The sequence below is a fragment of the Enterococcus sp. DIV2402 genome (assembly GCF_017426705.2).
GTDB lineage: Bacteria > Bacillota > Bacilli > Lactobacillales > Enterococcaceae > Enterococcus_F > Enterococcus_F lowellii.
Map to the genome: position 1 here is coordinate 2,423,427 of NZ_CP147251.1, position 14,207 is coordinate 2,437,633.

The window sequence follows — 14,207 nt, forward strand, 5'->3', positions numbered from 1 at the left end:
ACACAAAGCCCCCTTTATGCCTAATCAGACATAAAAGGGGACTTTAATCATTTTTCAGTAAATATTTACATCAAACTCTTCAATTTCACATCTGGATACTTGTCGGCAAACCAACGCATCGCGAATTGGTTTTCGAACAAAAACAATGGTTGATCAAAACGATCTTTTGCCAGAATATTACGACTAGAACTCATTTGAAAAAGTTGATATAAAAGGATTCATACGCTCTTAACTATATTTTTCATTATACCCTGCCTTTAAATTTCAGTCAACTTGTGATAAAAAATTTTAGTCTTTAAAGTACCATATTAGAAACGCCTATTTTAGTGTTTAAAATAATAAAAAACTCTCAGCAATTAATTGCTAAAAAGTGGCTCTATAATCTATTGAAATATACTGTTAGATACTTAGTACCCGCAAATTTTACGGTGGCTGATATAGGCTGAAAGATACCAAATAAAACAGCTATTTACTACATACTGATAATACTATTATTTTCTTTAATCTGAACCAAACAAATAACAAAGAAAAACTAGCATTTTTTATGTTTTATACATATGATAGTTGTAATACTAAATAAATAATTAGTTAGGAGTATTTCATATGACAACTATTGACAAACCAAAATCCAAAATAATTGAATTACATGGAAGATATGAAATTTATTACTGTTTTCTTTCAAAGCCTAGCAAGAAAAAAGCAGATAAAAAAGAAAAATATTATATATTAGCAGATATACATATTAATCCAAGAGAAGTTATACCTTATAATAAAAATCTAGACAAATTGAATTATATACTAAACGATAATACAGAATCTTTCGACAAAGCTTTAGCTAACACAGTAGAGAAAGAAAAAAGGTTAGCTAATAACCATATAGATATTTTCAAAAAAAAACAAAACAACATTATATAAGATATCAGTATTATGTCCTATTATCGATAATACTGATCAAGAATCCAATTATTTATTTCCTATTGTTTATCACTTTACTGACAATAGAAAAATATTTAAATTTACTTTTGATTTTAATGAAAATAGTATCACTGATTATTATTCTATTAGTAAAAATTTATCAGGTGCTTATTATTTTGAAAAAGAACATGAGCAATTTAATAAAAAATCTATCTCTGAAAAACAATCGATTAACCATATTTTTAGTGATATATATGAAAAGTATTTTATCACAATGTCTCCTATAACTAATTTAGATTTTCAGAATACTCCCTTGTATGAAACCGCATATATTTTAAAGCTTAAACTAGATAATTTTTCAGAGAAAGAACATAGCGCATGGTTAAATCATCTCGTTTTATTTCCAAACTACACTAATATTTCGAAAAAATATACAGAAAATTTTATCGAGTCAAATGGTTTAGAAATGTATGTCACTCCAAATAAGACTTTTTTATCAGTAACCAAACAACTTGAACAAACTATTAAATATAACTGCCGGAACATGAATGAAAGTGATTCTGAAAATATTTACTTTACAAGTGCCAGTACATTTTACCCAATGCTTTTTAAAATCATATTAAAAAAATATAAATTATTTTTCTTAGGTAAAAATGAATTGGATTTGTCAAAAATAATGAAAAAAAAGAAAAAAGATTTAAAATATAGTTACATTTTTACAATCACTGAAACAAACTTGACTTTTGCCAATTATGATTCTGTCTCAAAGCTTAGTTATCAAATTGAGTCTCTAATAATACCTGAATATATTTCAAGTCAAATGAATGAACTAGATTATTATAGGAAAAACTATGAAGAAGAATCCATCAATAGCTATATTGAACAAAATAATAACTTTTTGGCACTCGTAACTTTATTTTTGTCAATAGCTCTGTCATATACACCAATAAAAGAAGTTCTTATTGATTTAAAAATTAAAGAATATTCATTTTTAGCCTATCTATTGTTTCAGATAGTTCTAATTGTTGTATATATTACCTATCGTAAAATTATAAAATGGCGTAATTAATTGAAAGTTATAGAATCAAATATTGCAATATTTTATATTGATAAAATACGAGTTTTATCAATGTAAAATAGACCTTCTCACCTCTTAGAAGGTCTATTTTTATTTATAGTATTTCAGATAGTAATTCCTCGCATCGGTCTTGATTAATTGTAACTTGATACATCCATTCCAAATCGTTATCCAAAGCTATATATGTGACTGATTGTCCGTCATATTTGTGAGCATTATTCCATACTGTATCGTAATCACCTGTTACTTTATTGATTTTACGCCATGTAAAACAATTTGAGCTTAATTTATCTGTAATATTTTTGTTGTCTCGGAACACAAAAGCATAGAACGTTATTGTATCTTCTTCTTTTTTCCTAAAGATTTCCGTACCATAACGTTGCATCATTTTAACACTTTCAAGTTTGTTAGTAAGTCGTGATGATTGATCTTCATAATCTTCTTTCAACTGTTTCTGCTTCTCATTAACCGACTTATCTATTTCTTCCATTTTTGCATTGGCTTCTTCTACAGCTTGTCTGAAACGTTCCTCTGCTTCTTTTTGCAGACGAGTAATTTCTTGTTGTTTTTTCCTGAATTCTTCTTGTGCTATGTGCAATCTTTCAGTGGCATTATTATCAACTTCTGCCGCTTTGCCATCTGTATATTCTTTAGCATCTTCCACGATTTTTGAAGTATTACCGCTCTCAATCCACGTTTGTGTTTCTTCATGCCACGTTTTAATTGGCGTATATGGCGAACTAATATCAATCCAAATAATATTGTTTGTACCTTCTGGTGGTGTTTCACTTGTTACCACAATCGCCTTACCACGTCCATCAATTTGGATTTTTTCCATTTTTGATTGTAGTTCATTAGCCAAGGCACGTAACATGCTATTATCACTTACTTGCTGAACTAAATAATCTCCTAATGTTGCTAACACGGTGCCATGAATGTGGTCATATTCCAGGACTAATACACGAGCAGATAAGTATATACTATGTCTCTCATCAACTAAATTGATTGTATCGCCTGTTCCAATCTGTGAAGGAAAATCTAAAATAGTAACCTCATAATTTTCTGTCAACTTCACAGACTTTTTCAAGTCCGACATAGCCATTTCAAAAAGTTTCTTTTGATCCACTGTATCATAAGACTTCGAGCGAACGATATAGCTTGATTGAGGGTTCGGATTTTCGTTGGAAAGCAGACGGCTCCATTCTTTAACAGATTCGCTGTCTTTTAACAATCCACCACTATCTAATATGTATTTTCCGTTTGGATCAGTATACGCATATCCTTTTAAATTGATAGGCCTATCTTTTCCTTCTGGAATCCCTCCAATAGCTTGAATCGAGTTCGCAAACTCATATAAATCACGACTTGTTACAATTTTGTCAATCTCTTTACCTACATATAATGTGACTGGATTGACATCTGTCCCACGCTTTTTATAAATATTAACGTGTTTTTTTATGACATCCAGCCCATCAATATCAAATGAGAAATCTAGCTCAACATCAAATTGATTTGCGACACTGATAATCCTCTCCAATGAAGTATTTTCATTTTCCCAAGCTGGTAACTTTCGCTTATTATCTGGGATTTCATTTAATCCCACCACAAAGCCCGAATCATACACGAACTTATCAATATATTCTTTGATTGAATATTGTTTATCTGGCGCAAAAGGTGGAAGAACTTCATTAATCAAATCAATGGAAGCATCACGCCCAATCACTCGAACTGTTCCATCAACTGGGTCATACTCAGATTGTTCTTCAATAGTAATCCACACTGATGCTCCCTGAATATTTTTGTATAGTATAAAATTGCCTACTGCGGTTAACTTCTCAGCTAACGCAAAATCATTTTCGTCATATGTCAACACAGCTTCAAATTTTCGGACTGTATCGCCAATGCTTTCAACGTCTGTTACATCGGTAACTTGTATTCTTGTTCCTTCGTCTGCTACAATGTCAATTAAGTTATATTTTCTATCAGTAAAGTAAAAATTGGTCATCTATTTTCTCCTTATGTAAAAATAGAGATAGCACTTGCTACCTCTAAATAAATGTTTCTGTGAATTCTGCTTCGATTTCTGGTGTTAGTGCCCAACTACTAGATACAACTTGTACTTCTGTATCACTATATGGATTAAGTACAAACTTTTCCCATTCGTTGGCAATGGAATGATATGCCGAATCTTGTGCCTCTACACCGTTAACATACAGCTTTCTGGATTGTACATCAACTTCCACCTCATCTTGATCATCATAGATATTTTTTATATCCTTCCAATACGGTGTATTAACCCAAGTGAATTTAGTATCTGTAAAATTAATCGTACCAACTGTACCGTTTGCCCATCTCATAGCCCAATAAAAAGATTTTTCGATTGGTCTATTTTTATATGCGTCATCTGTGTACGTTTTACTTAATATCGCATCTTTTTTAAGATTAACAGCACCTTTTAAATTTGTAATTTGTCCAAGTTGAAAAGTTACTTTGTTACCTTTACGATTAATTTGGATTTCAAAGAAACCACCATCAAACTTCTTTAAATCTAAATTAAATGAACGGGTATTTACTGCATCATTTATATGGAATTCAGCAATTAATTCTTTTCTTGATCCCGATGAGTCACGCATAACAAAACCTAAAAAATGCTTGTTATTGTCATCAATTAAAGCAAACTCAATACGATGACACTCTCTTACACCTGACCTAAAATTAAAGCGATTAGTAAATGAAAAATCTCCTGTATTTTGATTATTCGCATTTTTATCAATTGGAACTGTAAAACTCGGCCCGTTCCACATATCATTAGCATTGGACGCCCATACAGGCGTAGCCACATCTTTATTTTTCCAGCTAAATGAACCTTTCATAGTGTTTGCTTTCCCACTTGTATGTATAGGATAGCTACTTATACCTTGATTCATTATTGAACCTGTGGGTAATTTCCCTTCAAATCCGCCATACAAAACTCTATCTGACCGTACAGCTGTTGATCCGTCTAGTGCTTGAGGATTACCAAATTGCAACACGCCACCATTTGAATTTACAAAAGCTAGTAAGCCACTCTCTCCGTTCATTTTTGCTCTAAGGATAGGGTAAGCTTTATATGTACCTCTATTTTCTATTTTGATGGTGTCATCTAAATTAATAGGTGTTACTTCATACGTAGTTAATCTCTCGCCTAAATTAATTTGTGGTTTGGATATGCTAAAGTTCCCATATTTTACAGTACGAGGTAACAAACTAATATATTTGGTATCACTCCCTTTAATTTTATAATTTTCTAATTTTATCTGAACCCATTCGCCTAAAATGAATTCTGGCAATGGTAAATCTTGCCAATAAGTACGATTTTTCCCACGTTCGTTATACTCCTCGATGGAGGCCAAGAATACACGTCCGTTGGCTGGCTCATTTAAGCGTACCCATAAACTAGCTGACACACTATCCCCTTTAGAAAGATTAACGCGCCTTTTTACACTATTGGTTACCCACCTATGATACTCTCCATGATAAATACTATCTGTGCTAGTATCATGAAATCCTGTCAATACTCTTGATCCATTAAACCTTTCGTTGGGTTCAACGAATGACCATGAAGCAAAATATTTCGTCTTCATTGCAAATTCCGGCTGAATAAATAAATTGCCTGTACCACTAGATGGTACTTGGTTAGTTGTTATTTTGCTATCTCTAGCATACTCAATGCCTGAGGGATTAAGAAAAGTAACTTTAGCCGTACATGTGCTGTTATTTAAAAATTCAATATCGGTCGTTCCTGTGTAAATAACTTTTCTATATAACGCTGGGTCTGCCGTCCATATCATTTCTTTAGGCTCATTTGAGTCAAAATAGTTTGCAATGGTACGTCTTAGGTCATGAATATTCGTTATTTTTTTGTTAATCAATTGGTCTGTAGTGAATAGAATATCCAGTGAAAATTCTTTCTCTGCATATCGAACATCTTTGACTGTTATACCGTCTTGCTTGCCTAATTGTGTGGTTTGAACATCCTTATCCAATAAGCTGTAACTCATATCAGTGCAATAGAACAACTCATTACTCGCTACACCGTCAAAAATAATATGATTTAAAAAAGTGTATTCTTTGTTCTCAATAATTGTTGGCATCTATAAACTCCTATCTATATAATAATAAGGCTTGATATTATTACCAAGCCTTATATTTGTGTTATGCAAATACCACTTGACCTCTGCCACGAGCTTTGCTAATTTTGTCACGATTATTTCTTTTTTCTAACTGCTTGCTAACTTGTCTACCGTCCATGTAAACATTGCTATCTTTTTCCAACAATCCTTGTACCAAGCTTATCAATTTATCGAACTTAGATTCGAGTTTTGATAAATCTGAACCATTGTCGTTACTTTTAATAATGACATTATCCGTATCGCCTAAAATCGTTTTAGTTTTCTCCAACAGTTCCATCGCTCTTGAACGTTTTGCGGACGATAAAGGAATAACAACTTCTGGTTTATTTCCCTCTCCAACCATTGCCAGGTGCTGTTTAGTAATAAAACCACCGTTTTCGTATCCAACTCCACGATAACCGTTAGTAATTGATCCATAACGTGCTTTTACATACCTAATAGAAGCAAGCATATTATCCAACGGCGCCCAAATATTATTGAATCCAGGACGTTTATAAAACTGAAATGTTGGATCGATAACTTGTAATAATCCTTTACTCGGCGTTCCATTTTTAGCATTAATATCCCAATTGTTGATGGTGTTAGGATTACCACTTGACTCGGTGCGAATTTGATTCATCATCGCATTTAGATTAGCTGTTGAATAAACACCTTCCATTTGTAATGCTTGGGTTGCTAGATTACGCCATCTATCAACACCAAAACCCTGAGAAGTAACTTTATATTTTTGTCCAATCGGCTTTTCTCCGCTAAGATGAACGTGATCATAGTGATCTCCATCAGCCCAAGGTTTCCATCCTTGATTTTTCCAGCGCCACATACCGTTTGTAATAACATACTTGATTCCATCCATTTTAATTGCTTCATCCGCAATTTTTCGATAGATTGGTGAACCATTATTAACTCCTGGTATTGCTAAATCGACCGCTAAACCTTTGCTGTGATCAAAATTATCTGTAAAACGGAGTCCAGAAGAAAGGTATAAGCCTTGGTCTTTATATTTTTTCAGAAATCCGTTGGCGATATTCATGAGGTATTGATAAACACCATTACCGTTTTTGGAAACATCTCCATAAAACCCATTGTCACCAAGATTCGATTCATTTTTAGCAAATAGATTTTTTGTCCATCCAACCATTGAGTCTTTCGCTTTTGTTACTAAACCTTTTCCGGCATCTAATGCAAAATGAGAAGCATCACCAAAATCAAGAAACTTACCTAACGCAACGTCAACTAATTTAGAGGGATTTGAAACAAAATCCCATACATCGGTAACTTTTTCTTTCGCCCATTTACCAATTTCGCTAAACCAATTCGTTCCTTTCTTATATGCAAATGTTGGGGAATTTTTACCCATTGCATTAGCAGTGTCTTCAGCGTTAAGTACGTGCATACCTTTTGGCGCATTTGGTATAAGCACATTTTTCCCTTTTGGTATAAATGCCTGTCCATTTGGCATAACCACCATTTCGGCACCATTACCATCATTTACTAAGGCATTTCCGCCCTTATGTCCGCCTCTTGGTGTACCTTTCGCATACTTCTCATCTGGCTGCCAAGTCGGTAGTTTTTTAGCACCAAATTTTTCTAGAACCCAATTGGCTCCACCTATTACCGTATTGACCGGCTTTTTAATAATTTGCTGTGCTTTTTTGAACATTGATTTAAAGGCGTTAACTACTTTATATGTATTGTTTACAATACCTTCCGCAATCGTACCAGGAAGATTCTTCATTTTTGTTACTATATTTGATACACCATTTGAAAACGAATTTTTGATACCCTTCCACATGCTAGTAATAGCATTTTTTCCACTAGATGCCATTGAAAACAATCTTTGGGGAATAGATGCGACAAAACGAGATACATTCGTTCCCACATTTGCAATACCACTTATAAAATTTCCTTTAATTCCATTCCACATGTTGGTTATTGCGCTTTTACTGTTTGAACCCATTGTAAATAATTTTTTTGGAATTGACGCAACAAAGCCACCAACCGAGCGCCCAACGTTTGATATGCCTTGGGTAAAGAATGCTTTGATACTCGTCCACATGCCACTAATTGACTTAGGAATTGCTTTGACGAATCCACCGAAACCTTTTACAATGCGGCCAAAGAACATCATGTTCAAATAACCCCAAATAGCCTCAATGGAACCAAAGAATAATTGTTTGAGACCATCCCACAACATTTTAAAATCACCCGTAAAAATACCAGTAAATATTTTCATTAGGCCTTGGATACTCTGTACAATACCATTGACTAAATTGCCAACACTATCTATAAACTGGTGTATAATTCCTAATACTATATTTAATAATGGCTTTATAAATTCTAGGAAATTCTTGAAAGCTTCGATAAATTGTTTCCCGTCTGTGTTCCAATAATCTGAGAAAGACTTAAACATATCTGAAAAAATCTTTTTCACCTTATCAATCATCGGGATTAGATACGGCTCTAAAAATCCTTTTAAATCCTCGAACCACTGTATTTTACGAGGTTTAAACATCTCATCGATAAAATCTTTCATCTTAGAGTTGAAAGTAACCATACTATCAGACATTGGGCTAAATAAGTTAGCTGTATTACGTTTTAAAGCTTCCCACGGCGAATTATCTTCGGACAACGCAATTAACTTATCCATTTCGCCAGCTGTTATCTTAGCGCCTTCGCCTTGTTTTCCCAGTGAGTCTAATACTTTTAACCCATTGTCTTCGGCTAATGTGCCGTATACTTCTTGATACTTCATCAAACGTTTTTGCGGATCTTCAATTTGTTGAATTGATTGCAATACAGCATTGTTCATTTGTGTTACAGTGATTGAGCCATCTTTATACTGGCCGTATACATCCCATAACCCTAAATCGTCTACCACATCCGCCATTTTGCCCGTGTCCTGAATAGTTAAACCCATCTCTTTGTATAGGTCGTTAAACTTATCTACTTGATAGGCACCACTACGATATCCATTGACAATTTTATCAGCCATGGACTGAACTGAATCGCCATTCTGTGCGTAGAAACGGGCGTACTCATTCATTTGGTCTGCTATTTCGTGCTTTTGGTCGCCTACATTTTTTGCCATTGTTTGCATTGCATTGTAGGCTTCTTCTACTGGAATTCCAAATTCGCCAGCCAATTTATACGCACCAGCAATGGACTCCGATACATCCGACCCAGTTGCTTTCGCGTAAGCCACAGCCATTTTTGATTGATTTTCTAATTCTGACTGGTCAATTTGTGGTGTAAATGAAAGAACAATTTCACTTGCTTGATTGAATTCCTCACGATCTCCACCCATTTCTGTATACGCATTATTGCTTGCTTCGGACAACTTACCTGTTTGACCTTTATTCCCACGTGTCGCAAGCAAAAACTGTTCATAGCTTTCTTTTGCAGCTCCGAATTCTTCTGCTACCTCACTCGCTAAATTGGCTACTGCTTCCAAACCTTTAGCGGTAATATTTGCGCCTAACGAACCGATAAATGTATCTAACGCCACATCTGCCCCACCGATTCCCTTTTCAGTCTTCCCTACCTCACTGGACAAGTCGAGGTTTTGCCCTGATTTTTTTACACCGTCTAACTGGGTGCTAGTAATCTTGGTTTGACGTTCCAATTTCTCTAAAGAGGCTACTGCATCTAGCGTCTCTTTTGCCGACACACCAAACTCTTCGGATAATTGAGCGACAACTTTTTCTTGCTCACGTGTTGCTTGTTCAGTCAACACCAGTTGTTTTTCCAGCCCTTTTTGTTGGGCTTCTAATGCACCAGCTTCATCGCCTGCTTGTTTTAACGCTTTAACTTCATCATTCGTTGCCTTTTCGTTTTCACGCATTTCTTTCGTTAATGTGTTGACACCTGTTGACGCATAAGCTAGTTCTTTTTTTGTGTCGTTTAACTGTTTCGCATACCCATTATATTTAGCTGTTGCGTTATTTATTTGTGTATTAAGCTTGATTACCTGCTTGGATTCTTCGCCATATTTTTCAATAGCTTGGTCTCTACGTTTGTTTAGTTCCTGTATTTTAGCGTCTTGACCATTCATGACGGTCGTTAAATCTTTTACTTTTTGACCTAATCCATCATATGTTTTGGAAGCGCCTTGAAAAGCCTTCATATTGGCTTTCATTGACGATTCTGCTTGTTTTATTTTGGTATTAATTGTGTCTAAATCATTACCAAAACTGGTGCCATCTAAGCTAACACCTAACTTAATCGCACCTACTGGCTTTTGTTCTGCCATCTATGTATTCACATCCTATATACAAAAAATAGAGGGAAGTAACCAAATTGGCTACCTCCCTCTTAATTTCTATGTTATTTTTATATTGTAGCTCCCAATGAAGCAAAGAAGTCTTCTGCTGACATAATGTCATTTGGGCTTGAAGAATTACCATCTTCGCCTAGCAAATGGAATAAGTAGAAGTAGTCTGATTCATCGATTTCAGGTAGCTTCCAACCAGCTTCGATTAAATCGCGATAAATCTTATCTATAGTTTGTCGTGCTTCTGAAAAGCTTATGCTGGCTTCATTGTCGGCTTTTTTTCGTCCGCACCAATCTCTGATACTTGTTCGAATACGCCCTGTAAAGTAGGCATTAAATCAACCGCATCAATGCCATCAAGCAAATTGTCAAAGTTGACCTCTGGTGCGTCAAAAAAGTTCTCTGTCAAAATTAACATATCATCTAGTACATCCAATTGAGAGATTTTCCCTTGTTCAGATTCTAATTTTTCCATTTTTTCATAAAATTTGAACATTTCTCGCATTTTACGTGCACTGATTGTTTTTTGGGTAAAAATACGATTTTTACCATCGATTTTTAGTTGTAACTTGATTGCCATTTATAAAACGACTCCTTTATTTTTTAATTAAAAACTATGTATTTATGGTGTTGTTTTTCCGTTAACTTTTTCTTTAAATTTTGCCAATGTAACTGTTGCTGACTCAACTGCTGTCAAGTAGGTGATACCGCGATTATCAGTGACGAATGTACCGCTGATTGTATCCGTATTAAGTTCACCGCCACCATCTCCAGTCGTTGACATAGATGTGTCTGGTGCTGTAAATTTACCTTTTGGGAGACCAAAAAATTGACGTTTTCCCTCTTTATTCTCTGCGATCAGGATTAGTGAAGTATATGGTGCTTGCGTATCCTCACCTAATATTGTGATACCGTCTTCAACTTTTGCACCAAGCAAAGCATCGTACAAACCGCCATCAAGTAAATCTGCAATTTGCAACTCAACTTCTGGTGCGCCAGTACCTTTTTGGACTGTATAAAAAGGTACATTTGACGCATAAACGGTATTTGCTGGCGATCCCAGTCCAGAAATAGAAGCCTCAATTGCTCCCCCGCTTGCTTTATTTACAGTAAATTCTTGTGTACCGATTTTAAAAATTGCCTCTGAAAATCCAATTGTTGCCATTTATTAAATCATCCTATTCTTTATATTATTTTATAACTCTAGTCTAAATGTCCCTGTATATCTTTTTATTATTCTTTTTGCATTATTTAAATCTGAATCTTCTTCGACTGACGAATACGTGTTAACCCAACTTTGTTTCCTTAAAATTGAATCAAATAAATAATAATATTGCTCTACGTCTCGCTGATTTTTCAGCCATACATCAACTTGCACATCAAACCGTATCGTATTCGGCTCATTGCTTGCATAGTTTCCGTAATCACCTTGTAGTTCAACAATTCGTGAGACTGGTAGTTTCTCTAATTTTTGGCTATCTTCGGGAATTGAATTGGTAAAGAACTCAATACCTTTTAATTTTTCTTCATTACTTAAAATCTGATAAATCATAGTAGTAGCGGTTTGCATTACTTCATCAACTCCTCCTTGATAGCGTTAGTCATTATTTTTACTACTTCATTTTCTATTTCTCGCTGTGTACGCTGAACAAAGCCTTGTGGGCGTTGGTTTATCGTTCCAAATTCAATGAAGTGCATGCGCCATGAAACCTCATTGGAATAACCAATTTCGGCATATCCATCCTTGGTTGTTGATTTAACAACTTCATCTTTGGCCTTCTTTTCATTCCGTGAGTCTTTATAAACTGGTGTATTCTTCTCCAATTTCGATTGGACGAATAAACTTGCTTCCGACACGGCCTTCTTTTCAGCTTTTTTATAGTTGCTACCTAATTTTTTTAGCGCTTTGATAGCACTTGACGAATCAACCATTACACTCATTACAATACCGCCTTTGCAATTACCGTAGTGAAGTCTTTTTTAAACTCCCCTGGTGTAATCTGAACAATACTAAATTTTTTACCATTCCATTTTAGTGTCATGGCGTTATCAATAGCATAGTCTTGGTAGTAACGAATAATGAATGTAATCGTACCTTCTAGCACGGTACCTACACTTGCGACAATATCTTTCAACATCAGCGTGTGGACACTAGCCCAACAACTGAAAATTTCAACCTCTTGTCTTTCCACTTCGCCAAATTCATTTTTCACATTTTTAACTTGATTGAATGAAATGCGCTCGGATAAGTCGGAGGTTTTTACAAAATTAGCCATTAAGCACCACTCCCCAAACCGCGCAACTGCTGAATAAGGGAAGTAACGCCTAGTGGTAAATTTTGAATATTCTCATTTGTTGTTGCTGAACGGTTCGCATAAAAATGGCCAATCAATAAAAGCACACACAAGTCAAAGCGTAAATCTTTAACTTGCGGTGCTTCAATTGCGCTATATATGTATGCTTCTGCTGTTGTTTGTAGCGTTTTAAGTAAGGTATCATCTAGTGAGTGGTCAATTCGTAGGTAGTTTTTGATTTCTTGTAAATCCATCATCTACTCACCTAACTCTCTATTTGATTAAGGTGCTGTCGGCGCATCTTTTAACGTCACCATAAATCCAGCCTCTGCATCGATTTGTTTATAATCAGAACGGACACCAACCGCTAACCCTTTAGAGTAAGCATCAAATTTTTCCCATTCAGCTGTGATTTCTGTTCGTTTGAAGTAAGCAACCGCTTCTTGTAAGTCGCCTACAAAGACAAAACCTTTTGATGTTGAAGGCGTTGAAGCAACTTTGTTTGATACAACAATAACCTCTTTGCCAAACAAAGATTTTCCAGATTCAAATGCGATAGCATCTTGTAATAAATAACGTCCTTGAGTATCTTTTAATGTGTCAATGTAGTTATAAGCATCTTGGTTTAACACAATTTTTAAATCAAGCTCTGGGTCAAGGTCAACATTAATAACACGTTTTAATTCATCAATGCCATTTGCCACTTTCTTAGAAAAAGCAGAAATAACATCAATAACGCCTTTGTTATTAGTATTTGTAACCATGCGTTGCATTTGTTTCTTCGCATAGCCCACTACATCGATTACTGCATCTTCAATCAATTCATTTGAAAGAGCAATTTGACCAATACGAGTTTCACATGCGTATTCAACATCAATAAATAACGGTTCATTGATTTCAGCAATTTCTGCTAATTCTGTTTTTGTAGCCAAAATTGAACGTGAACGCCGTGCAATTGGAAACCTACCTTTTCCCGTTCCAACTGTTTGAGAAGTAACATATTTTGTTAAATCTGCTTGGGTATCTTTTAATTCCAGGACATCTGTTGCCACCTCAACTGGTACAACTGCCGAACCGTTTGCTGTGTCTAACCCACGTAATTCTGTACCTTGAGTTCGAATGTAGTTTTCAAAGTCGTCTGTTTGACCTAATTTAATTTCTTTCATTTTCATGTCTGCGTTAATCTCCGTTCTTTTTTCGTCTTTTTCTTCCTCTAACTTATCTTCTGCCACTTCTTCTACGGCTTCTGATTCGTCTTGTTTGGGTTCTTGTACGTCTTCATCGTCTGAAACGTGCTGAGAATCCTCCTGTGCGACATCACTTTTAGCGGTTAACTCTTCTAACTCACTGGATAGTAATGCTTTTTCTTCGTTTTGTTCGTTAATCGCTTTAATTTGAGCAATCAACTCTTTAGCTTTGGCAACGTCATTGGCTTCTAAGGCCTCTTGTGCCTGTGCTTTTAGTTCTTCTAAATTCAA

The 14,207-nt window shown here is 35.1% G+C and carries 12 protein-coding genes; 2 read left to right on the forward strand and 10 right to left on the reverse strand.

Going from position 1 to position 14,207, the window contains the following annotated elements; all coding sequences use genetic code 11:
- Positions 1-603: 603 nt before the first annotated feature.
- Entirely contained in the window at positions 604-915 is a 312-nt protein-coding gene (locus DOK78_RS11760) for a hypothetical protein (RefSeq protein ID WP_207940175.1), read from the forward strand.
- A 274-nt stretch (positions 916-1,189) separates the two neighbouring features.
- Positions 1,190-1,984 carry a hypothetical protein gene (locus tag DOK78_RS11765; protein WP_207940174.1) on the forward strand — a complete coding sequence of 265 codons (795 nt, stop codon included), beginning with the start codon at positions 1,190-1,192 and terminating at the stop codon, positions 1,982-1,984.
- Positions 1,985-2,087: 103 nt separating this feature from the next.
- Here DOK78_RS11765 and DOK78_RS11770 read toward each other — a convergent pair whose 3' ends face one another.
- The 10 genes from DOK78_RS11770 to DOK78_RS11815 all read right to left on the reverse strand — a co-directional run bounded on the left by DOK78_RS11770 (position 2,088) and on the right by DOK78_RS11815 (position 14,207).
- Positions 2,088-3,998 carry a phage tail protein gene (locus DOK78_RS11770; RefSeq protein WP_207940173.1) on the reverse strand — a complete coding sequence of 637 codons (1,911 nt, stop codon included), beginning with the start codon at positions 3,996-3,998 and terminating at the stop codon, positions 2,088-2,090.
- A gap of 43 nt (positions 3,999-4,041) precedes the next feature.
- Positions 4,042-6,126, reverse strand: coding sequence for a distal tail protein Dit (locus tag DOK78_RS11775; protein WP_207940172.1), 2,085 nt, complete (start codon positions 6,124-6,126; stop codon positions 4,042-4,044).
- A 61-nt stretch (positions 6,127-6,187) separates the two neighbouring features.
- Positions 6,188-10,414 carry a hypothetical protein gene (locus DOK78_RS11780; RefSeq protein WP_207940171.1) on the reverse strand — a complete coding sequence of 1,409 codons (4,227 nt, stop codon included), beginning with the start codon at positions 10,412-10,414 and terminating at the stop codon, positions 6,188-6,190.
- Positions 10,415-10,688: 274 nt separating this feature from the next.
- Positions 10,689-11,015 (reverse strand): phage tail assembly chaperone G, encoded by a 327-nt coding sequence (gene gpG / locus DOK78_RS11785; RefSeq protein WP_207940170.1) that lies wholly within the window; start codon positions 11,013-11,015, stop codon positions 10,689-10,691.
- A 42-nt stretch (positions 11,016-11,057) separates the two neighbouring features.
- Positions 11,058-11,600, reverse strand: coding sequence for a major tail protein (locus tag DOK78_RS11790; protein WP_207940169.1), 543 nt, complete (start codon positions 11,598-11,600; stop codon positions 11,058-11,060).
- 30 nt (positions 11,601-11,630) lie between these two features.
- Positions 11,631-12,005 carry a hypothetical protein gene (locus tag DOK78_RS11795; RefSeq protein WP_207940168.1) on the reverse strand — a complete coding sequence of 125 codons (375 nt, stop codon included), beginning with the start codon at positions 12,003-12,005 and terminating at the stop codon, positions 11,631-11,633.
- Entirely contained in the window at positions 12,005-12,376 is a 372-nt protein-coding gene (locus DOK78_RS11800; protein ID WP_207940167.1) for an HK97-gp10 family putative phage morphogenesis protein, read from the reverse strand. The genes DOK78_RS11795 and DOK78_RS11800 overlap by 1 nt, the downstream gene beginning before the upstream one ends.
- On the reverse strand, positions 12,376-12,711 hold the full coding sequence (locus tag DOK78_RS11805; RefSeq protein WP_207940166.1) for a phage head closure protein: 336 nt from the start codon (positions 12,709-12,711) through the stop codon (positions 12,376-12,378). The genes DOK78_RS11800 and DOK78_RS11805 overlap by 1 nt, the downstream gene beginning before the upstream one ends.
- Entirely contained in the window at positions 12,711-12,983 is a 273-nt protein-coding gene (locus DOK78_RS11810) for a head-tail connector protein (protein ID WP_207940165.1), read from the reverse strand. The genes DOK78_RS11805 and DOK78_RS11810 overlap by 1 nt, the downstream gene beginning before the upstream one ends.
- 27 nt (positions 12,984-13,010) lie before the next feature.
- Positions 13,011-14,207 carry a phage major capsid protein gene (locus DOK78_RS11815; protein WP_207940164.1) on the reverse strand — a complete coding sequence of 399 codons (1,197 nt, stop codon included), beginning with the start codon at positions 14,205-14,207 and terminating at the stop codon, positions 13,011-13,013.

What these genes read in the sequence shown, in the direction of transcription:
- DOK78_RS11760 (WP_207940175.1), top strand. Translation starts at nt 604, where the DNA reads ATGACAACTATTGACAAACCAAAATCCAAAATAATTGAATTACATGGA.
- DOK78_RS11765 (WP_207940174.1), top strand. Translation starts at nt 1,190, where the DNA reads ATGTCTCCTATAACTAATTTAGATTTTCAGAATACTCCCTTGTATGAA.
- DOK78_RS11770 (WP_207940173.1), bottom strand. Translation starts at nt 3,998, where the DNA reads ATGACCAATTTTTACTTTACTGATAGAAAATATAACTTAATTGACATT.
- DOK78_RS11775 (WP_207940172.1), bottom strand. Translation starts at nt 6,126, where the DNA reads ATGCCAACAATTATTGAGAACAAAGAATACACTTTTTTAAATCATATT.
- DOK78_RS11780 (WP_207940171.1), bottom strand. Translation starts at nt 10,414, where the DNA reads ATGGCAGAACAAAAGCCAGTAGGTGCGATTAAGTTAGGTGTTAGCTTA.
- gpG (WP_207940170.1), bottom strand. Translation starts at nt 11,015, where the DNA reads ATGGCAATCAAGTTACAACTAAAAATCGATGGTAAAAATCGTATTTTT.
- DOK78_RS11790 (WP_207940169.1), bottom strand. Translation starts at nt 11,600, where the DNA reads ATGGCAACAATTGGATTTTCAGAGGCAATTTTTAAAATCGGTACACAA.
- DOK78_RS11795 (WP_207940168.1), bottom strand. Translation starts at nt 12,005, where the DNA reads ATGCAAACCGCTACTACTATGATTTATCAGATTTTAAGTAATGAAGAA.
- DOK78_RS11800 (WP_207940167.1), bottom strand. Translation starts at nt 12,376, where the DNA reads ATGAGTGTAATGGTTGATTCGTCAAGTGCTATCAAAGCGCTAAAAAAA.
- DOK78_RS11805 (WP_207940166.1), bottom strand. Translation starts at nt 12,711, where the DNA reads ATGGCTAATTTTGTAAAAACCTCCGACTTATCCGAGCGCATTTCATTC.
- DOK78_RS11810 (WP_207940165.1), bottom strand. Translation starts at nt 12,983, where the DNA reads ATGGATTTACAAGAAATCAAAAACTACCTACGAATTGACCACTCACTA.